Below are 20,446 nucleotides of genomic sequence, written 5' to 3'. Positions count from 1 at the left end.
TTTGGAGCAGGGTAAAGCGGCGCTTCGCACGCAGAAGGCAGCCATGCAGCGCGAACGTGCCGCCGGACAGGGGCCGAGTGGCCTATCCCACCAAGACGAGTGCGAGCAGACCTGATCCTAGTAGCGCGACGCCGGCCACGGTTACGGCCAGAAAAGCGAGGGATGTAAATTCTTCGCGCATGACTTTTAACCTGACTTCACCACGCCCCGACCATCACCAGAGTGGCGATGCTCAGCAGCGAGCAACAAAGGATGATTACCGGAGCGACGAAAGCCTGATGCGACCGCATTGTTGTCTCTCCCGACCAGAACAGCTGAGAGAGTAGCTCGGTGACGTTTTGCCGTGACTTCGTGGTCGTCCGAAAGTGACTTCAACCCGGAGGTGGATTATTTCGTTTGGCGGGGCCGATGAAGTCTCTTCACGGCTTCGCGAGCGGAAAATGCAACATCAATGCGGTTTCGGAAGAGTTCAACCCATCCCACGAGCCTGCCAGCCGCGGGTCGGCATGAACAACGGGAGCCACCTATTTGCAGCTTTGGCAGATCATCAGCTTGCGCTTCAATCCCGCATCTTCCTGGTCGATCGGGTCCTGTCCCGGGACGCCTTTTGTATCCGGATTGGTCTTGGAGCGTGGCTTCGTGGGGCGCGTCGCCTGATCCGGGGTGTCATTGTCTTCAACTGTGCCGACGCTGAAGCCATCGTAGTCGACGGCTGGATTTGGCGACAATGAACGTCCTGTGGTCGCCGGTTTCGACGACGCGCTGTCAGGGGAATTTTTGGTGCCCGCTCGTGGCGGCGACGCTTTGGGCGGAGCAAGCGAAACCGGCGGCGCGACTGAAGTCTGCCCCGTCGCGCTGTCCTGCGGCCAGACGCCAACAAACACGAAGCCAAGAACCAGCAGCGTCGCGCTTTTCATCCGTATCCTTCAAATGGCTTTGGTTCAGCGATTGATTAGCATGATTTGGAGCCATTCTGTGTCGAAAATATACCTGGCCATAGGATGGGTAGAGCGAAACCCATCAAACTCCATCTTCGCGATATACTCCGTCATTGCGAGCGAAGCGAAGCAATCCAGAATCTTTCCGCGGAAAGAGTCTGGATTGCTTCGTCGCGAGAGCTCCTCGCAATGACGGTGGTGAGGGCTGTCGCTCCACGCAGGTGGCGCGGACTGGCCGTCAGCGGCGTTCACGCCGCCTGCTCCACGCTACGCCAGGCGCACTGACGAAATTACTTCGTGGCCGCGCTGATCGAGTTGAACTTGTTGCTGAGGAGGACGCTGCCCGTGTTGGTCACGACGGTCACGATGGCGAGCGCGATGCCCGCGGCGATCAGGCCATACTCGATCGCGGTGGCGCCATTTTCATCGGCAAGAAAAGACCTAAGCAAAACCATCGCCAACTCCTCTTCATCCGATCCAATGTAGGCGCGCGGCGTTATCAAACTGGTAAAGTGATCGACGGACATTTGCGCACGTCAAATATGCAAGACTCGGCCGAACCTTGCCTGCTGTGTCTTAACGTAACAGCCGTTAAACGAAGGTTTCATTATCCAGATCAAATGAATGGAAGCAGCGGGCCTCAACTGCTGGTGGTGCGTTCCGGCGCACCTTTGCGAGCGCGTCCCAGCACTAGCGCGAGACGACCGACCAGATAGCCCACCACATGCGGCTGCACGCGCGCCGCGGTGTCGGCGACGCGCTCTTCCTCGGTCGTGTCACTCACGATGCCGATGTAGTTCTTTCTGGCGTCCTGCTGCGGCACGAAGATGCGGTCCCTGGCTCAATCGATGGCTGGACCATGGTGCGCGCAACGGGAATCGGAGGTTAATTTTGGCTCCCGTAGGAATACCCGGTGCGACACGATGACTTGATCGTGCGAAAGGGAAGTGCGCCGCTTAACCGATTGTTGAGGCTGCCCGTCAACCGATCGTCAAGCATGCCGATCGCGGCTCATCCACGGCGGCCGTCAGCGTTCAGTGCCCGCAGCATGCCAACGCGCGCGAACATCAGCCAGCCGCCTCCGGCTTCCGCCGCGTTGATCAGCATCTCGATCGCGGTCTGCCAACGCGGCTCCTGCTGCTCGGCGTCGGGCAGCTGCATGATGAAATCGGCGGCCTCCTGCAGAGTGCGGAGCCGGCGTCCGCCGCGCAAGGCGATCGGATCGTCGAACGGCGTCGACCAGGGCATGTCAGGTTGCCCGACCGGTGTGGGGAGACGTCACGGCGCGATCGGGGATGCGAGGTCGTCAGCCGGCCTTCTTCGTCCGCGTGGTCGCGCGCACCGGCTTGTCGGCCTTCTTCGATGCAGCTTCCTGATCGCTTCCTTGGCCGCGGCCTCCTTGCCGCCCTTGCCGGAGATCGGCAGCAGCATCTCGCGCTGGCCATCGACGCGCTTCTTCGGCTTCTTGGCCTTGACGGTTTCCTTGGCAGTCTCCTTGGCGACCTTCGCTGCGGGCGCTGCATCCTTCTCGCTCGCGAGACTCTTCTTCAGCGCGTCCATCAGGTTGATGACGTTGCCGCCGCTCTTTGGTGCGGTCTTGGCTGCGATCGGCGCGCCCGCGCGCTTCTTGTTGATGAGATCGATCAGCGCACTCTCGTAATGGTCCTCGAACAGCTCGGGTTCGAACGCGCCGGACTTCTTCTCGACGATGTGCCTGGCGAGGTCGAGCATGTCCTTCGTCAGCTTCACGTCCTGGATGTCGTCGAAATATTCGCTCTCGCTGCGCACCTCGTAGGGATAGCGCAGCAGCGTGCCCATCAGGCCGGCCTCGAGCGGCTCGAGTGCGATGATGTGCTCGCGATTGGTCAGCACCACGCGGCCGATCGCGACCTTGTCCATGCTGCGGATGGTCTCGCGGATCACCGCATACGCGTCGTGGCCGACCTTGCCGTCCGGAACCAGGTAATAGGGGCGGATCAGATAACGGTTGTCGATGTCGGTCTTCGGCACGAACTCGTCGATGTCGATCGTGTGGGTCGAGTCCAGTGCGATGTCGTCGAGCTCGTCCTTGGTGACCTCGATGTAGGTGTCGGTGTCGACCTTGTAGCCCTTGACGATGTCCTCGGAGGTCACCTCGTCACCGGTCTCGGCGTCGACCTTGAGGTATTTGATCCGGTGGCCGGTCTTGCGGTTGATCTGGTTGAACGAGACCTTCTCGGTATCCGACGTCGCCGGATACAGCGCGACCGGGCAGGTCACGAGCGAGAGGCGCAAAAAACCCTTCCAATTGGCACGGGGGGCCATGGGTTACTCCAAACGCAACAAGGACAGACCTATGAAGATACCATCGTGGAACACCGAATCATACATGGCTAAGTGCGGGAATCTTGCAACTGCGTTAACCAGTTGCTGACCGTGCGGTTCGGCCCGATCGAGCGGCATAAGGCTGGAACATCAAATCGGATCGGGCGTTGGCTCCGGACACAGGGCCGTGATGACGTCGCGGTCATCGGAGGCGACATCCAGAGATCGAGGCCACCATGGCAACCACGCGCGAGGACCGTCGGACCGTCGAAACTGCAACCGAGGCACGCCAGGGCGAACCGGGGCCGTCGGTCGCCGCGCTGCTCGCCATCTCGACCGGGCTCGCGATCCTGATTCTCGCCGTCGTGTGGTTCGTTTTCTTCCGGACCTGACGGCCGAACCCAACGGGAAGGGCGGACCTTCCGATTCAGCTGCTAACGCGCCACATTGCGCCCGCCACGCCACAGGGCTCGTCCGGTGGCCTGGCGGGCGCAGTCGCGTCTGGTGCGAACACATCGTATATGACCAAAAAGTAACGCGCCCGGTTCCCCGTGTTCATACTCAGTTCACGCCGGAATTGCTCATCTCTAGGGATCGATCGTGCAGCCTATTTCTGGAGAGAAGCGTGCGCCTGCTCGTTGTTGAGGACGACCCCGATCTCAATCGTCAGCTCACCAAGGCGCTCACGGACGCCGGCTATGTCGTCGACCGCGCCTTCGACGGGGAGGAGGAGCACTATCTCGGCGACAACGAGCCGTATGACGCCGTGGTGCTCGATATCGGCTTGCCGAAGAAGGACGGCATCTCGGTGCTGGAAGCCTGGCGCCGCAACGGCCGCACCATGCCGGTCCTGATCCTCACCGCACGCGACCGCTGGAGCGACAAGGTCCAGGGTTTTGATGCCGGCGCCGACGACTACGTCGCCAAGCCGTTCCATCTGGAGGAGGTGCTGGCGCGGATCCGTGCGCTGCTGCGCCGCTCCACCGGCCATGCCCAGAGCGAGCTCAGCTGCGGCCCGGTCACGCTCGACACCCGCACCGGCCGTGTCAGCGTCTCCGGCAATCCCGTCAAGATGACCTCGCACGAATATCGGCTTCTGGCCTACCTGATGCACCATTCGGGGCGCGTCGTGTCGCGCACGGAACTGGTCGAGCATCTCTATGACCAGGACTTCGACCGCGACTCCAACACGATTGAAGTCTTCGTCGGCCGCATCCGCAAGAAGCTCGACGTCGACATCATCCAGACCGTCCGCGGCCTCGGCTATCTCCTGACCCCGCCGCCGGCACCGGGCGCTTAAGGGGGCTTTCGAAGGATCTTGGCTTGACGGGCGCGCCGACACGGGCCTTGGTCCGGTCATGACCGCCGACGCCATGCCGCCACCTCGCGCCTCCGGGATCATTCCGATGCCCGCCAGCTCGCTTGCAAACCGCCTGTTTCTGTCGGCGACCGCCTGGCTGGTGGTGATCCTGGCCATCACCGGCGTGGTGCTGTCCTCGGTCTACAAGAACGCCACCGAGCGCGCCTTCGACCGCCGGCTCAACCTCTATCTCCGCACTCTGATCGCCGAGGTCGCCACCCCCGACGAGCCGCCGGACCGCCAGTTCCAGTCGCTCGGCGAGCCTCTGTTCGAGCTACCGCTGTCCGGCTGGTACTGGCAGATCACGCGCACCGACACCGAGAAGCCGGAGATCCGGTCGTCGCGCTCGCTCTGGGACAAGAAGTTGCCGAAGCTGGAAGACCAGGGCACCGAGCTCACTGCGGCCGGCATTCGCCTCGCTTATGTCGACGGGCCGGAAGGGCAGAATCTGCGCATGGTCGAGCGTCCCGTCGATCTCGGCGCCGACGGCAAATACCTGGTCAGCGTCGCCGGCGACGACACCGAGATCTTCGACGAGACGCGTAGCTTCGACTACTACCTCGGCGGCACCTTCACAGCGCTCGGCATCGTGTTGCTGCTGACCACGGTGTTCCAGGTCCGCTTCGGCCTCGCGCCGCTCAAGCGCATCTCGGAATCCATCGCCGACATCCGCTCCGGGCGGGCCGAGCGGCTCGAGGGCGAATTCCCGGTCGAGATCGCGCCGCTCGCGCGGGAAACCAACGCGCTGATCGATGCCAATCGCGAGATCGTGGAGCGGGCGCGAACCCATGTCGGTAATCTCGCCCATGCGATCAAGACGCCGCTGTCGGTGATCGTCAACGAGGCCGGAACGCACGTGGCCGATCCCTTCGCGGCCAAGGTGATGGAGCAGGCGGACGTGATGCGCAACCAGCTCGCCCATCATCTGGAGCGCGCCCGCATCGCGGCCCGGGTCTCGATCGTCGGCACGGTGACCGAGGTTGCCCCCGCCATCGAGGCGTTGCGGCGCACCATGGAGAAGATCCACCGCGGCCGCGGCTTTGCTATCGAGGTCAAGGCCGATCCGTCGGCGAAATTCCGCGGCGAGCGGCAGGATCTTGAGGAGATGGTCGGCAATCTCGTCGACAATGCCTGCAAATGGGCGGCCTCGCGCGTCTTCATCGAGGTCTTGGTGGAGGCCTCGCAGCAGGCCGGCACGGGCCCCAGGCTGCGGCTCGTTGTCGATGACGACGGGCGCGGCCTTTCGGAGGCCGAGCGCGCGCAGGTCTCCCGGCGCGGCCAGCGGCTCGACGAGTCAAAGCCGGGCTCCGGGCTCGGGCTGTCGATCGTGACCGACCTGGCCGCGCTCTATGGCGGTAGCCTGTCGCTCGGCAGCGCCCCGATCGGGGGCTTGCGGGCCGAACTGGTGCTTCCGGGAATATAATCCTCTGATCCCAAACGACTATTTGGGCTTCCGAGCGAAACCGGCGGTATTCGGAGCGACGTCCTCAACGGCTTCTTAAGGCGCGCCCACCTATGATCGTGCAGGACGCATCCGACGTCCGCCATTTTACCGTGCATTAGCCGGGCGCATGAGCCAGACATCAATCGAGCGGCTGAGGGAATATCTCGCGCAGCTCCCGCCGCAGGCGCAGGCGCTGCTGATGCGGGAGTTCGAGCGCGCGCTTGAGCGCGGCCAGGACACCGCGGTTGCGACCCTCGTGCTTGAGCAGCTGCGCAAGATCGTGCGCAGGACCGAGGCCGACGAAGCTCCGCCGCCGCGCACCGACGACCTGTCGCGGCTGCTGTTCCAGATCCTGGAACCGTTCCTGGTCGAGACTGGCGCCCCGGCTCGGGTCGGCCAGATCCGCCGCTCCTCGCTACATCCGATCTGGCAATGGCTCGGCCGCGACGGCGCCCCGGCCAAAATCAACGAATTGGAGGCGGCGCTGGCCCGTATGCCGGCGTCAGACAGTGCGGGGCAGGTCGAGGCGCTGGCACTGAAGCTCCAGGCCGTGGCCGCGGACGCCATCTTCGAACTGACGGGGCCCGGCGGCGGCGACAAGTCGCGCGCGCTCGCCCGTGTCGGTCCGCCCAGCGTGATCGAGGACCTCTATTCGATCGGCGCAGTGCTCGCCGTTCGCGAGGCCATCGGCACGCTCAATGAAAAGCTGCCGCGCTTCCTGCGCACATTCGGCGATCCCCAGATCGCCTCGGTGACCGCTGCGCTCAACATTCCCGTGCTCCAGACCCCGCAAATGCTGCCATTTGCGCTGTCGGTGGTGGTCCAGCGCATGACCGCGCCGTGGCAGATCATCCGCCTCGCCATCAAGATCGCCGCGTCCGACGACGAGATCCGCGTCGCGGCAACGCCCTATGGCGTGGCCGTCACGATGGCCCTGCACGATCTGGCCCGCGTTGCCGCCAATTTGCGCATGGACATCAAGCGTGGCCATTTCGAGACCGTCGCCGACAATCTGAAAGCGCTGCATGACGGCGTCCGCGGCCTGCGCACCGAGCTCGACCTGCGCAATGATTCCGCCTGGGGCAAGCAGCTGACCTCGATCCGGGCCGATATCTCCAACGCGCTGCAGTCCGAGATCGACAGCGTTCCCGGCCGCGTCCGCCGCATCCTGCGCCAGCGCCCGGAGAAGGACATTCCGCCGGGCGCGCGGATCGACAGCACCGAGCTCGATGAAACCGTGGCGCTGATCGATTTCGTCGCAACCTGCCGGAATTATGCCAGTGAGCTCGCGATCAACGAGGTGACGCTGCGCACCTATTCCGACCTGCAGCAATATGTGGAACGCTCGACCGAGCAGCTGGTGCAGTCGCTGCGCGCCGCCGATCACAAGGTCCGAACCTACCGGCAGCAACAGGTGCAGGCCGCGATCCGCTTCTGCCAGGTGCTGTTCGGCGAGGATTACGCCTCGCTGATGAGCCGCGCCGCAGAGAACGCGGCGACGGGCGAGCGCAAATCCACCCGCGCAAGCTGATCCAAGCGCATTCTTCTGTAATCACAATTTGTAGTTGACGCTGCCGGTTGTCGGCCCTACGGTCTCCGTGCAAGCTTCTGGAATTTCTATCTGTGGGCGCATGAAACCCGTTATCAGCTCCATCGAAATCGAAAACCGCGTCATTGTTGCCAAATATCAGAGGCTGATGGTCGGCGCGAAGGTCGTGCTGGTTGAGAAGACAAGCGGTCGGCAACTGCCTGAGACCGTCACCAGGGTTGCATCGCCGGTTCCGGTCGGGGCGTTGCGCATCAGATTGCCCGACGCAATCGAGCCGGGAACATACTTCCTGAGGGCCTTGAACGGGCACGGCGAGGACGCCGCTCAGAGCGTGGACTTCGAGATCAGCTAACCTGTTGGATTTTCACCGTTTCGGGACCATGTGCGCTCGCGCCAAATTGACAATTGTCAATTGCCGCATCGTCCGGCCGTGGTGTAAAGCCACCTGCAGGCGCGGCTCGCGCGCTGCCGGAAGCTTGCCAGATGACGCTATGGTTCGTGTTCGCGCTGATGACGGTCGCGGCGATATTCGCCGTGCTCTGGCCGCTCGGTCGTGACGCGCGTTCTGGGAATGGAGGCAGCGAGGTCGCGGTCTACAAGGACCAGCTGGCCGAGATCGAGCGTGATCTCGCGGCAGGACTGATCGCGCTACCCGAAGCCGAGGCGGCGCGCGTCGAGATCAGCCGCAGGCTGCTCGCGGCGGCCGGCAGCGAGTCCGCGCTCGTGCCGACGTCCAGTCTGAAATGGCGCCGCGCGGCCGCCGTGCTGGCACTGGTCGGCGTGCCTCTGGTGGCGTTCGCGATCTATGGTCCGCTCGGCTCGCCCGCGCTTCGCGATTTTCCGCTGGCGCAGCGGGAGCGTGGGGCGGCCCCCGGCATGGCGCAGTCGCTCGAGAACCTCGTCGCGCAGGTCCAGCAACACCTGGAAAAAAATCCGAGCGACGGTCGCGGCTGGAACGTGCTCGCGCCGGTGCTGGAGCGGCTCGGCCGCTTCGACGAGGCCGTGCGCGCCTATCGCAACTCGATCACCTATAACGGCGAGAGCGCGGAGCGCCGCTCCGATCTCGGCGAGGCGATTGCGGCCGCTGCCAGCGGCGTGGTGACGGCGGAAGCCAAGACCGAGTTCGAGCGCGCGCACGCGCTCAACGCCGACGATCCCAAGGCGAACTACTTCCTCGGGCTCGCTGCCGAGCAGGACGGCCGCAAGGATGACGCAGCCAATATCTGGCGCGCGCTGCTGGCGAAAGCACCCGCCGATGCGCCGTGGCGGCCGCTGGTGCAGACCTCGCTCGCGCGGGTCGGCGGCGGCGGCGTGACGATGCCGGCGCTGTCGGACGAGACGATCGCCGCGTCGAGGGAGATGAACGACGGCGATCGCAACGCGATGGTCCGCAGCATGGTCGAACGTCTCGCCACGCGCCTCAAGCAGAACGGCGACGATGTCGACGGCTGGCTGCGTCTGGTACGCGCCTATCTGGTGATGGGCGAGCGCGACAAGGCCCTGGGCGCCTCGACCGAGGCGCGCCAGGCAATCGCCAACGATTCCGAGCGGCTGCGCCAGCTCAACGAAGGCCTCAAGACTCTCGGGCTCGACGGATGACAGTCGCAGCACGAGACGAGCGGAGAACGGATACGCCATGACGCGCAAGCAGCGACGTATGACCATCATCGGCGGCTCGCTCGCCGTGCTCGCGCTTGCCGCCGCGCTGGTGCTCAACGCACTTCGCGACTCCATCGTGTTCTTCTCGACCCCGACCATGGTGGCCGAAAAGCATGTCCAGCCCGGCAAGCGTTTTCGCCTCGGCGGCCTGGTGGAGCCAGGCTCGCTGCAGCGCGGCGACAATCTCGCGGTGACGTTTGAGGTGGGCGATGGCGGTGCCAGGCTGCCCGTCGCCTACAAGGGCATCCTGCCTGATCTGTTCCGTGAAGGGCAGGGCGTCGTCGCCGAAGGCGCGCTCGATGCCAACGGCGTGTTCAAGGCCGACACCGTGCTGGCCAAGCACGACGAGACCTATATGCCCAAGGACGTGGCCGATGCCCTGAAGAAGCAGGGGCACTGGAAGGACGATTACGGCGCCCAGGCTTCTGGTAGTCCCAAGCCTTCTGGTGATGCCGGGCCTTCTGGTGATGCAAAGCCTTCGACGACGACGGCGCAGGGCAATTCGCAGGGAGCGGTGCGGTGATCGCGGAGGCCGGACATTATGCCCTGGTGCTGGCGCTCGCGCTGGCGCTGATCCAGTCCTTGGTGCCGATGATCGGCGCGCGCTTGCGTGATCCGGCGCTGATGAACGTGGCGCGTTCCACCGCCCTGGCGCAGCTCCTGTTCGTCGGCGCGTCGTTCATCGCGCTTGTGACGTTGCACGTGAACTCGGATTTCTCCGTCGCCAACGTCTACGAGAATTCCCACTCCATGAAGCCGCTGATCTACAAGATCACCGGCGTGTGGGGAAACCATGAAGGCTCGATGCTGTTGTGGGTGTCGATCCTGGCGCTGTTCGGCGGGCTCGTTGCGGCCTTCGGCAACAATCTGCCGCTGTCGCTGCGTGCGCATGTGCTGGCGGTTCAGGCCTGGATCGCGAGCGCCTTCTATCTGTTCATCCTGATCACCTCGAATCCGTTCCTGCGCATCGTCAATCCGCCGATCGAGGGGCGCGACCTCAATCCGGTGCTCCAGGACATCGGTCTCGCCGTGCATCCGCCGATGCTCTATCTCGGCTATGTCGGCTTCTCGATCTCGTTCTCGTTCGCGATCGCGGCGCTGATCGAGGGGCGGATCGATGCGGCATGGGCGCGCTGGGTGCGGCCGTGGACGCTGGTCGCCTGGATCTTCCTGACGCTCGGCATCGCGATGGGCTCCTACTGGGCCTATTACGAACTCGGCTGGGGCGGCTGGTGGTTCTGGGACCCGGTCGAGAACGCCTCGCTGATGCCGTGGCTCGCCGGCACCGCGCTGCTGCACTCGGCGCTGGTGATGGAGAAGCGCAACGCGCTGAAGGTCTGGACCATCCTGCTTTCGATCCTGACCTTCTCGCTGTCGCTGCTCGGCACCTTCCTGGTGCGCTCGGGCGTCATCACCTCCGTCCACGCTTTCGCCAATGATCCGACCCGCGGCGTCTTCATCCTGCTGATCCTCTGCCTGTTCATCGGCGGCAGCCTGTCGCTGTTCGCGGGGCGCGCGACCTCGTTGAAGCAGGGCGGCTTGTTCGCGCCGATCTCGCGCGAAGGCGCGCTGGTGCTGAATAATCTGCTGCTGACGGTGGCCTGCGCGGTCGTGCTGTTCGGCACGCTCTATCCGCTGGGGATGGAAGTGCTGGCCGACTTCAAGATGTCGGTCGGCGCACCGTTCTACAATCTAAGCTTCGTGCCGCTGTTCGTGTTGCTGCTGCTCGCGGTGCCGTTCGGGCCGATGCTGGCATGGAAGCGGGGCGATCTGCTCGGCGTCACCCAGCGGCTGCTCGCGGCCGGCGTAGCGGGTCTTGTGGTGATCGCCATCATCTGGGCCTGGACGCGTGGCGGTAGCGCACTGGCGCCATTGGCCATCGGCCTCGGAGTCTTCGTCATCGGCGGTGCCTTGACTGACTTGGCCGAACGAACCGGCTTGTTTCGCCTGCCGTTCGCAACGTCGCTGCTTCGCGCCCGCGGTCTGCCGCGGTCGGCATGGGGGACCGTGTTCGCGCATGCCGGTCTCGGTGTCGCGCTGATCGGGATCGTCTGCGAGACCACCTGGAACAGCGAATATATCGCGACCATGAAGCCGAACGATATTGCGCAGGTCGCCGGATATGACCTGAAGCTCGACGGCCTGCTTGAGCGCCAGGGGCCGAACTACCGCGAGATGATTGCCCAGTTCAACGTCAGTCGGGACGGCGAAGCGCTCAGCGTGATGACGCCGTCGAAGCGCAGTTTTACCACGCGCGGCTCCTCGACCACTGAGGCAGCGCTTTTGACCCGTGGCGCCAGCCAGCTCTACATTTCGCTCGGCGACGTCACCGCCGAGGGCGCAATCGCCGTGCGCATCTATCACAAGCCGTTGGTGCTCATGATCTGGTGGGGGCCCGTGCTGATGGCGTTCGGCGGCGTGCTGTCGCTATCGGACCGGCGCCTGCGGGTTGGCGCGCCGAAGCCGGCGCGGGCCAAGCAACGCCTGCAACCGGCGGAGTGATTTGATGCGCCGGATGATGCCCGCGCTCGTGGCGCTCATGCTGCTAGCTATGCCCGCGGTGCATGCCGTGCAGCCCGACGAGATCATGTCGGATCCCGCGAAGGAAGCGCGCGCGCGCGACTTGTCGCGCGAGCTGCGCTGCATGGTCTGCCAGAACCAGTCGATCGATGATTCCGATGCGCCGCTCGCGCGCGATCTGCGTCTTCTCGTGCGCGAGCGGATTGCGGCGGGCGACAGCAATTCTCAGGTGCTCGATTTCCTGGTCGCCCGTTACGGCGAGTTCGTGCTGCTGAAGCCGCGCTTCGAACGGCAGACCCTGCTATTGTGGCTGCTCGCGCCGCTGCTGCTGGCCGGCGGTGGCTTTGCGCTGTGGTGGCAAAACCGCCGCCGCTTTCGAAGTGGCGCAGACGCACCGGCTTCGCCGCTGACCCCCGATGAAAAAGCACGGCTCGCCGCATTGATGTCCGACACATCGCGTTAGCGTGGTCATACAAGGCGGTCGACAACCCTTTCGGGAACTCCATTAAGTTCCTGTCAAACCGCGATTTTCGGTCTGCGCTAAACTGCCGCACGCCGGCATGGCCTTCATTACAAAAGTTTAACCCCGCAGCCAGCGCGCGGTAAGGCGCAAGTCCCCATGTTCAGGCTCGTAAGGTGCCTTTACCGGGCACCAAATGGATTTCAAGGCCTTGAGACCTGCATGACCGACCGTCCCGACCTCACGAATCTTCCGTCCTACCGGCAGCCCCGCCGTTCGGTGTTTTCCGCCCGCAGAATCGCGCTGATGGCCTCGGTCGTCGCCGGTCTCGGCATCGCCGTCCATGGCTTCAGTCCGTCGACGTCGCCCGCCGACCTGTTCTCGAGTCCGGCGCACGCGCAGGTCAACAACGAGGTCAAGAAGGTCGAGCGTCCGATCGGCTTCGCCGACATCGTCGAGCGCGTGAAGCCCTCGGTGATCTCGGTCAAAGTCAACATCAAGGAGAAGACCGCGAGCAACGACGACGGCGATGATTCTGCCTCGCCGTTCCAGCCGGGCTCACCGATGGAGCGCTTCTTCCGCCGCTTCGGCGGTCCGGACGGTTTTCCGGGCCTGAAGGAGGCCGTGGCCGTGTCGTGCAGGGCCAGGGCTCCGGCTTCTTCATCTCGGCTGACGGCTATGCCGTGACCAACAACCACGTGGTCGACGGCGCCGACAAGGTCGAGGTCACCACCGACGACGGCAAGACCTACAGCGCGAAGGTGATCGGCACCGACCAGCGCACCGACCTTGCTCTGATCAAGGTCGAGGGCGGCTCTAACTTCCCGTTCGCCAAGCTTGCCGACGGCAAGCCGCGGATCGGCGATTGGGTGCTTGCGGTCGGCAACCCCTTCGGTCTCGGCGGTACCGTGACCGCGGGCATCGTCTCGGCCAGCGGCCGCGACATCGGCAACGGCCCGTATGACGATTTCATCCAGATCGATGCGCCCGTGAACAAAGGCAATTCCGGCGGTCCGGCCTTCAACACCGAGGGCGAGGTGATGGGCGTCAACACCGCGATCTATTCGCCCTCCGGCGGCAGCGTCGGTATCGCGTTCTCGATCCCCGCCAACACCGTGAAGAGCGTGGTTGCCCAGCTCAAGGACAAGGGCTCGGTCAGCCGCGGCTGGATCGGCGTGCAGATCCAGCCCGTCACCTCGGACATCGCCGACAGCCTCGGCATGAAGAAGGCCGAAGGCGCGCTGGTGGCGGAGCCGCAGAAGGATGGTCCGGCGGCCAAGGCCGGCATCGAGTCCGGCGACGTGATCACGTCGGTCAACGGCGAATCCGTCAAGGACGCCCGCGAACTCGCGCGCACCATCGGCGGCATGGCGCCCGGCGCGTCCGTGAAGCTCAATGTGCTGCACAAGGGTCAGGACAAGGTCGTGAACCTCACCCTCGGCCAGTTGCCGAACACGGTCGAGGCCAAGGCCGACATCGACAATGACAGCGGCAAGGGCGCCAGCAAGGGCACCGACGTGCCGAAGCTCGGCATGACGGTTGCGCCCGCCAACTCCGTGGCTGGCGCCGGGAAGGACGGCGTCGTGGTCACCGAAGTCGATCCGAAGAGCGCAGCCGCCGAGCGCGGCTTCAAGGAAGGCGATGTGATTCTCGAAGTCGGCGGCAAGAGCGTGAGCACCGCCGGCGACGTCCGCGACGCCATCAACACGGCGCGGACCGACAACAAGAACAGCGTCCTGATGCGCGTGAAGAGCGGCGGCCAGTCGCGCTTCGTCGCGGTGCCCATCGCCAAGGGTTAACAAGGGCTGACAAGAGCTGAGCCTCAGGAGGCTTACGAGATGAGGGGTGTCGCCGGCATCAGTCGCCCCCGCCGCCGGCACTCTTCCGGGGAGCAGCGCAAGTTTGCTCCCCACACCTACCTTCCGGTGGAATTACGCCCCCCTCCGTCGGAAGGCCTAGGGCGGTGAGGTCCCCCCAGCTTCACCGCCCGCCTTTTTGCCTACCCAAGTCCCGTTCGCTTGGCTTGCATGCGATTGCCGCTCGCGCCATGTTCAGAGAAGGTTGACCTCCTTGACCGCCGCCGAACGCACAATGCGCCTCCTCATCATCGAAGACGACCGCGAATCCGCCGACTATCTCGTGAAGGCGTTTCGCGAGGTCGGACACATTGCCGACCACGCCGGTGACGGCGAGGAGGGCTTCGCCATGGCCGAGAACGGTGATTACGACGTGCTGGTGATCGATCGCATGCTGCCCAAGCGCGACGGGCTGTCGCTGATCGGGTCGCTGCGAGACAAGGGCGATACGACGCCGGTGCTGATTCTCTCCGCGCTCGGGCAGGTCGACGACCGCATCAAGGGCCTCCGCGCCGGCGGCGACGACTATCTGCCGAAACCCTATTCCTTCGCCGAGCTGCTGGCCCGCGTCGAGGTGCTGTCGCGCCGCCGCGGCGGCCCGGCCGAGGACACGCTTTACCGTGTCGGCGACCTCGAGCTCGACCGGCTCTCTCACCGTGTTGCCCGCGGCAAGGACGAGCTGACGCTGCAGCCGCGCGAATTCCGGTTGCTCGAATATCTGATGAAGCATGCCGGCCAGGTGGTGACGCGCACCATGCTGCTGGAGAACGTCTGGGACTATCATTTCGATCCGCAGACCAACGTGATCGACGTGCACATTTCGCGGCTGCGCTCCAAGATCGACAAGGGTTTTGAGCGGCCGCTGCTGCACACGATCCGCGGCGCCGGGTACATGATCCGTGACGGCATTCGGTAAGCTTATCCGCACCACGGCATTCCGGCTGACGCTGGTCTACCTGTTTCTGTTTGCGATTTTCGCGGCCTCGCTGCTCGGCTATTTTGCCTGGAACACGCGGCGTCTGATCACCGAAGAGATCACGCAGACGGTGAATGCCGAGACCTCGGAGATCAACGAGATCTACGGGCGCCGCGGCCTGTTCGGCCTCGTGCGCGCGATCGAATATCGCGCGCTGCGGCCGGGCGCCAACCTCTACCTCGTGACCACGCCGACCGGGCAGGCGGTTGCCGGCAACGTCGGCTCGCTCGCACCGGGCGTGATGGCAACGCCCGGCTGGTCGGAGACGGCCTATAGGCGGATCGAGGACACGAACGAGCACGATCATCGCGCGCTGGTGCGTGTGACCGAGTTGGAGAACGGCTTCCGTCTCCTGATCGGCCGCGATCTCGACGAGCGACGGCGGCTGTTCGGCATCGTCGCCAAGGCGGCGCAATGGTCGGTGCTGATCGTCGTGGTGCTTGGGCTCGGCGGCGGCGTTTTCGTTGCGCGCAGGGTGCTGACGCGCATCGACGCGATGTCGGGCACGGCCCATCGCATCATGATCGGCGATCTCAGCGAGCGGCTGCCCGTCGGGCGCAGTGGCGATGAGCTCGACCGCCTCGCCGAAAACCTCAACGCCATGCTGGAGCGGATCGAGGCGCTGATGGCGGGACTGAAGGAAGTCTCCGACAACATCGCCCACGACCTCAAGACGCCGCTGACGCGCCTGCGTAACCGCGCCGAGGAGGCGCTGGCGAAATCGGGGAGCGAGGCCGACTATCGGGCCGCGCTGGAGCGGACCATTGAGGAGTCCGACGGCTTGATCCGCACTTTCAACGCGCTGCTGATGATCGCGCGCGCCGAGTCTGGTCAGGCGCGCGGCAATATGGATGATTTCGACGCCGCCGACGTCGTCAACGGCATCCATGAGCTGTACGAGCCGCTGGCCGAGGACGACGGCATGACTTTGAAGGTCAAGGCGCAGGCCGCGACCATTCACGGCAATCGCGAATTGATCAGCCAGGCACTCGCCAATCTCGTCGAGAACGCGATCAAATACGGCAAGCCGGCGGCGCAGGCGGCGGGAACCGTGGTCAGCATGGACGCCCGTCAGATCACGATCGAGGCGAAGCGCGAGGGCGACCAGGTGCTGCTCAGCGTCACCGACCGCGGCCCCGGAATTCCCGAGGCCGACCGCAAGCACGTCGTCGAGCGATTCGTCCGGCTGGAGGCGAGCCGAACCATGCCGGGCTCCGGCCTCGGCCTCAGCCTCGCTTCGGCCGTCGCCACCTTGCATGGCGGTGAACTGCGGCTGGGCGATGCCCAGCCTGGCCTCATCGCCACGCTGGTGCTTCCGGCGCGTACCGGCGCCAGCGACAGGGTTGCTCCTCCAATACCGGATGTGCCACAGAAGGTGGCATGAACCACTCCGCGCCGGGAAACGCGGACAAGCATGGTGAGAGCCTGGCCACGCGCTTCGCGGAGGCTCCCCATATTGCCGCTTCCACAACCGACGAACGACGTTTTGAAAATTGGCTGGCCGAACTCGAGCCGGCACGGTCGGCTCGTGTGGAAGCGCTGCTGGTTCATCCCTTTGCCCGGACTATTCTCGCCGGGATCGCGGAATTCTCGCCTTATCTGTTCGATCTGGTCCGCGCCGATCCGCTACGCCTGATCCGGCTGCTCGAATGCGAACCGGATGCGCATCTCGCCGCACTGATCGCGGAGACGAGGGGCGCCGTGCTCGGCGCGCCCGACGAAGCCGAGGTGATGCGGCTGCTTCGTCGCATGAAGGCGGAGGCGGCGCTCCTGATCGCGTTGTGCGACATCGGCGGAGTCTGGCCGGTGATGCGGGTGACAGCCGCGCTGACCGATCTCGCGGTGTCCTCGGTGCAGGCGGCGCTGCAATACTTGCTGCGACAGGAAGCCGCACGCGGCAAGCTCGTGCCACCCGATCCCGAGGCGCCGGAAATCGGCTGCGGTCTGATCGTGCTCGCGATGGGCAAGATGGGCGCGGGCGAGCTGAACTATTCCAGCGACATCGATCTCATCGTGTTCTTCGATCCGGATGCGACGACACTTGCGCCGGATATCGAGCCACAGCCGTTCTTCGTCCGGGTGACGCAGGGCATGGCGCGCATTCTCCAGCAGCGCACCTATGATGGCTATGTCTTCCGTGTCGATCTGCGGCTGCGGCCCGATCCGTCCTCGACCCAGGTCGCGATCTCACGCGACGCCGCGCTGCATTACTATGAGCGGGAAGGGCGCACCTGGGAGCGTGCCGCAATGATCAAGGCGCGTGCCTGCGCCGGCGATGCGAGGGCGGGCGAAGCGCTGCTGGCCGAGATCTCCCCGTTTGTGTGGCGCAAGCATCTCGATTTCGCGGCGCTTGCCGACGTGCACGACATGAAGCGGCAGATGCAGACCTATCGCGGCCAAAGCGAGATCGCGGTCGAGGGGCACAACGTCAAGGTGGGCCGCGGGGGCATCCGCGAGATCGAGTTCTTCGCCCAGACCCAGCAGCTGATCGCAGGCGGCCGCCATCCGGAATTGCGGGTGCGGCCGACGCTTGCCGCGCTCAATGTGCTCGCGGACAGAAACTGGATCACCTTCGACGCACGCGACGAGCTGACCACCGCGTATGAATTCCTGCGCCGGGTCGAGCACCGTCTCCAGATGATAGCCGATGAGCAGACCCACGCGCTTCCCGACGACAAGGCGGCGATCCAACGCTTCGCCTGGTTCTTCGGCTATGACAGCCGCGAGACCTTCGCGCGCGACCTGCTGCGCCAGCTCGAGATCGTTCAGGGACACTACGAAAAGCTGTTCGAGGGCGATGACCCGACCGGCACGGCAAGCCTGCCGGCCATCGACTATCGTGCCGGTCCCGACGATCCGCGCCTGCTTCAGCACCTGACGACGCTTGATTCAAGAAGCCCGCTGCCGTTGCGCAGACCGTCTGCGATTGGCTCACCGGCGACTACCGCGTCTTCCGCAACGAGCAGACGCGAAACGCCTTCGTCGAGTTCGTGCCCGCTCTGATCGACGGCCTCGCGCATGCCGAGGGCCGGATCGCGCCGTCGTCGCGTTCGACGAATTCCTCCAGGCGCTCCAGCGCGGCGGCCGGCTGATCACGCTGCTTGGCCAGAACCGCGATCTCGTTGCGCTCGTGGCGCTGGTGCTTGGCGCGGCGCCCCGGCTTGGCGAGATGCTGGCGCGGCAGCCGCAGCTGATGGATGGGCTGATCGATCCGCGCTTCTTCGGCGCGATGCCGGACAAGCAGGAATTGTCGGCGCGGCTTGCGGCCACGGTGCAGGACGCGGGCTCCTACGAGGAGTTTCTGGATCGCCTGCGCCTGTTCGGGCAGGAGAGCCTGTTCCTGATCGGCACGCGCATTCTCTCCGGCACCGTCTCGGCGCAGCAGGCGAGCACGGCCTTCGCCGATGTGGCCGAGGGTATCGTCGACACCGTGCACGGCCTTGTCGCCGAGCGCTTCGCCGATCAGCACGGGCGCATCGAAGGGCAGGAGACGGCCATCATCGCGATGGGCCGGCTCGGCAGCCGCGAGATCACGGCGTCCTCGGATCTCGACCTGATTCTGCTCTACGATTTCGACAGCGACAATCCGGATTCAGACGGCCAGAAGTCACTGCAGGGCGCGCATTACTTCGCCCGGTTGACGCAGCGCCTGATCAGCGCCTTCACGACCCGCACCAATTACGGCGTGCTCTACGAGATCGACATGCGGCTGCGCCCTTCGGGGCGCGCGGGTCCCGTGGCGTCGAGCCTCGTCTCCTTCGCGGACTATCAGGCCAACGAGGCCTGGACCTGGGAGCACATGGCGTTGACGCGCGCGCGCGTGGTCTCGGCATCGCCCGAATTCGCCGCGCGGGTCGAGCGCATCATCCGCGAGGTCCTGACCCGCCGTCGTGATCCCGCGATCATCGCCAACGACGTCGCCGACATGCGCCGCGCGATCGCGCAGGAGAAGGGCGAGAGCGACCATTGGGATCTGAAATATGCCTCCGGCGGCATGGTCGATATCGACTTCATCGCGCAATATCTCCAGCTCGTGCATGCCCACGACAAACCGGACATTCTCGACGTCAGCACGGTGCAGGTGCTCGAGAATGCCGCCAGGCTCGGCGTGCTGCCGCAGTCGGAGGCGGAGATCCTGCGCGCCGCGGCGCGGCTCTATCACGATCTGACGCAAATCCTGCGGCTCTGCGTCAGCGATCGCTTCAAGCCGGAAACGGCGGGCACGGATCTGCAGCGCGTGATGGCGCGCGCCGGCGATGCGCCGGATTTCTCGTCGCTGGAGGCGCGCGTGAAGGAGACGCAGGGCGAAGTGCGGCGCGTGTTCAGTGCGCTCCTGGAAGGGAAGCCGTCCGCTTGAGCGAACTGAGGGCTTCGAGCACGTAGGGCTCGAGGCCTGCGCCGCCGGCGTCGAGATGCGCGAAAATTGCGCGCTTCATCCGGGGATCCCAGAACTTCTTGATGTGATCGGCGATCCCCGGCACGGCCTTGTCGCGGCCCTGGCTGCGGAAGAACGTGCCGATCTGGTTGGCCATGTAGACAAGACGATCAGGCGACGACATCGATGATCTCCGGAGCCCGATGAGCCGTGACGCGGCTCTGGTGCGTGAACACTTCAAACCCGTCGGTGCGGGCAATTGCAATCAGCGTGATGCCTGCGGCTTCCGCGGTGCGGACCGCAAGCGCGGTCGGTGCGGAGACCGCGACCATCACAGGCGCGCCGATGGCGGCCGTCTTCTGCACCATCTCGACCGAAACGCGGCTCGTCAGCAGCACCATGCCGCAGCTCGCGTCCGTCCGGCTGCGCGCGAGCGCGCCTGCGAGCTTGTCGAGGGCGTTGTGTCGACCGACGTCTTCGCGCAGGGCCACGATGCCATTCGATGGCGACCAGAAGGCCGCGGCGTGGACCGCCCGGGTTTGCACGTTGATCGATTGCAGAGGGGCGATCGCCTGCATCGCCGTCATGATCTGCTGCGGCGTGAAGGTCTGGCCCTGCGGCACCACGGCGGCCGGCCGCACGGCTTCGGCGATCGAATCGATGCCGCAGATGCCGCAGCCGGTCGGTCCTGCGATGTGGCGGCGGCGCTCGCTGATGCGCGCGGCGTTCTCCGAGCCGAGCCACATGCGCAGCTCTATGCCGTCGTCGAGGCGGACCACATCGAGCGACTTGATGTCGTCGACCGATGTGATGATGCCTTCGTCCAGGCTGAAGCCGACGGCGAAATCCTCGAGGTTTTGCGGCGTCCCCATCATGACGGCATAGGTACCGCCATTATAGCTCAGCGCCAGCGGCGTCTCCTCGGGGATCAGCCGCGCCCCTCCGGACGCGGTGCCATCGCGCCAGATCTCGCGGTCGATGGCCTGGACCGGCACGTGCATGCGG

Annotated in this window: 17 protein-coding genes and 3 pseudogenes; 13 read left to right on the top strand and 7 right to left on the bottom strand. The window is 64.9% G+C overall.

The window, feature by feature from the left end; all coding sequences use genetic code 11:
- Positions 1-524: 524 nt before the first annotated feature.
- The 5 genes and pseudogenes from ACTGJ9_RS31400 to ku all read right to left on the bottom strand — a co-directional run bounded on the left by ACTGJ9_RS31400 (position 525) and on the right by ku (position 3,242).
- On the bottom strand, positions 525-917 hold the full coding sequence (locus ACTGJ9_RS31400) for a hypothetical protein (protein ID WP_456674204.1): 393 nt from the start codon (positions 915-917) through the stop codon (positions 525-527).
- A gap of 311 nt (positions 918-1,228) precedes the next feature.
- Positions 1,229-1,393 carry a Flp family type IVb pilin gene (locus tag ACTGJ9_RS31395; RefSeq protein WP_456678689.1) on the bottom strand — a complete coding sequence of 55 codons (165 nt, stop codon included), beginning with the start codon at positions 1,391-1,393 and terminating at the stop codon, positions 1,229-1,231.
- 185 nt (positions 1,394-1,578) lie between these two features.
- Positions 1,579-1,761: a hypothetical protein gene (locus ACTGJ9_RS31390; RefSeq protein WP_456674203.1), complete on the bottom strand. Its 183-nt coding sequence runs from the start codon at positions 1,759-1,761 to the stop codon at positions 1,579-1,581.
- Between the two features lie 188 nt (positions 1,762-1,949).
- Positions 1,950-2,186 carry a hypothetical protein gene (locus ACTGJ9_RS31385; protein WP_456674202.1) on the bottom strand — a complete coding sequence of 79 codons (237 nt, stop codon included), beginning with the start codon at positions 2,184-2,186 and terminating at the stop codon, positions 1,950-1,952.
- Positions 2,187-2,244: 58 nt separating this feature from the next.
- Positions 2,245-3,242, bottom strand: a pseudogene (gene ku, locus ACTGJ9_RS31380) (non-homologous end joining protein Ku).
- 236 nt (positions 3,243-3,478) lie between these two features.
- Here ku and ACTGJ9_RS31375 point away from each other — a divergent pair.
- The 13 genes and pseudogenes from ACTGJ9_RS31375 (at position 3,479) to ACTGJ9_RS31315 (ending at position 19,423) form a co-directional block, all read left to right on the top strand.
- A complete protein-coding gene (locus tag ACTGJ9_RS31375) occupies positions 3,479-3,634 on the top strand; it encodes a hypothetical protein (RefSeq protein WP_456674201.1) in 156 nt (51 codons plus the stop codon).
- Between the two features lie 233 nt (positions 3,635-3,867).
- Complete coding sequence (locus ACTGJ9_RS31370) at positions 3,868-4,542, top strand: response regulator transcription factor (protein ID WP_456674200.1); 675 nt, start codon at positions 3,868-3,870, stop codon at positions 4,540-4,542.
- 106 nt (positions 4,543-4,648) lie between these two features.
- Positions 4,649-6,025, top strand: a complete 1,377-nt coding sequence (locus ACTGJ9_RS31365) for an ATP-binding protein (protein ID WP_456674199.1) — start codon at positions 4,649-4,651, stop codon at positions 6,023-6,025.
- A 148-nt stretch (positions 6,026-6,173) separates the two neighbouring features.
- The gene (locus ACTGJ9_RS31360) at positions 6,174-7,577 is read left to right on the top strand and encodes a hypothetical protein (RefSeq protein WP_456674198.1); all 1,404 of its coding nucleotides are present in this window, start codon (positions 6,174-6,176) and stop codon (positions 7,575-7,577) included.
- Positions 7,578-7,677: 100 nt separating this feature from the next.
- Complete coding sequence (locus ACTGJ9_RS31355) at positions 7,678-7,947, top strand: hypothetical protein (protein ID WP_456678688.1); 270 nt, start codon at positions 7,678-7,680, stop codon at positions 7,945-7,947.
- Positions 7,948-8,078: 131 nt separating this feature from the next.
- Positions 8,079-9,194, top strand: coding sequence for a c-type cytochrome biogenesis protein CcmI (gene ccmI, locus ACTGJ9_RS31350; RefSeq protein ID WP_456674197.1), 1,116 nt, complete (start codon positions 8,079-8,081; stop codon positions 9,192-9,194).
- Between the two features lie 37 nt (positions 9,195-9,231).
- Complete coding sequence (ccmE, locus tag ACTGJ9_RS31345) at positions 9,232-9,777, top strand: cytochrome c maturation protein CcmE (protein ID WP_456674196.1); 546 nt, start codon at positions 9,232-9,234, stop codon at positions 9,775-9,777.
- On the top strand, positions 9,774-11,756 hold the full coding sequence (locus tag ACTGJ9_RS31340; RefSeq protein WP_456674195.1) for a heme lyase CcmF/NrfE family subunit: 1,983 nt from the start codon (positions 9,774-9,776) through the stop codon (positions 11,754-11,756). Before ccmE ends, ACTGJ9_RS31340 begins: the two co-directional genes overlap by 4 nt.
- A gap of 4 nt (positions 11,757-11,760) precedes the next feature.
- Entirely contained in the window at positions 11,761-12,237 is a 477-nt protein-coding gene (locus ACTGJ9_RS31335; protein WP_456674194.1) for a cytochrome c-type biogenesis protein, read from the top strand.
- Positions 12,238-12,456: 219 nt separating this feature from the next.
- Positions 12,457-14,033: pseudogene (locus tag ACTGJ9_RS31330) on the top strand (Do family serine endopeptidase).
- Positions 14,034-14,325: 292 nt separating this feature from the next.
- Positions 14,326-15,006: a winged helix-turn-helix domain-containing protein gene (locus ACTGJ9_RS31325; protein ID WP_456674193.1), complete on the top strand. Its 681-nt coding sequence runs from the start codon at positions 14,326-14,328 to the stop codon at positions 15,004-15,006.
- The gene (locus ACTGJ9_RS31320) at positions 14,990-16,450 is read left to right on the top strand and encodes an ATP-binding protein (protein ID WP_456674192.1); all 1,461 of its coding nucleotides are present in this window, start codon (positions 14,990-14,992) and stop codon (positions 16,448-16,450) included. The genes ACTGJ9_RS31325 and ACTGJ9_RS31320 overlap by 17 nt, the downstream gene beginning before the upstream one ends.
- A pseudogene (locus tag ACTGJ9_RS31315) lies at positions 16,447-19,423 on the top strand (bifunctional [glutamine synthetase] adenylyltransferase/[glutamine synthetase]-adenylyl-L-tyrosine phosphorylase). Before ACTGJ9_RS31320 ends, ACTGJ9_RS31315 begins: the two are co-directional and overlap by 4 nt.
- On the opposite strand, the gene ACTGJ9_RS31310 reads toward ACTGJ9_RS31315, so the two are convergent.
- Together ACTGJ9_RS31310 and fdhD are read right to left on the bottom strand one after the other, a co-directional pair.
- Entirely contained in the window at positions 19,389-19,625 is a 237-nt protein-coding gene (locus ACTGJ9_RS31310) for a formate dehydrogenase subunit delta (protein ID WP_456674191.1), read from the bottom strand. The pseudogene ACTGJ9_RS31315 and the gene ACTGJ9_RS31310 sit on opposite strands and share 35 nt — an antisense overlap.
- Entirely contained in the window at positions 19,612-20,442 is an 831-nt protein-coding gene (gene fdhD / locus ACTGJ9_RS31305; RefSeq protein ID WP_456674190.1) for a formate dehydrogenase accessory sulfurtransferase FdhD, read from the bottom strand. The genes ACTGJ9_RS31310 and fdhD overlap by 14 nt, the downstream gene beginning before the upstream one ends.
- Positions 20,443-20,446 lie beyond the last annotated feature (4 nt).

The sequence above is a fragment of the Bradyrhizobium sp. RDM12 genome, from assembly GCF_051917485.1.
Classification (GTDB): domain Bacteria; phylum Pseudomonadota; class Alphaproteobacteria; order Rhizobiales; family Xanthobacteraceae; genus Bradyrhizobium.
This window is presented reverse-complemented; position numbering and strand designations above follow the sequence as displayed.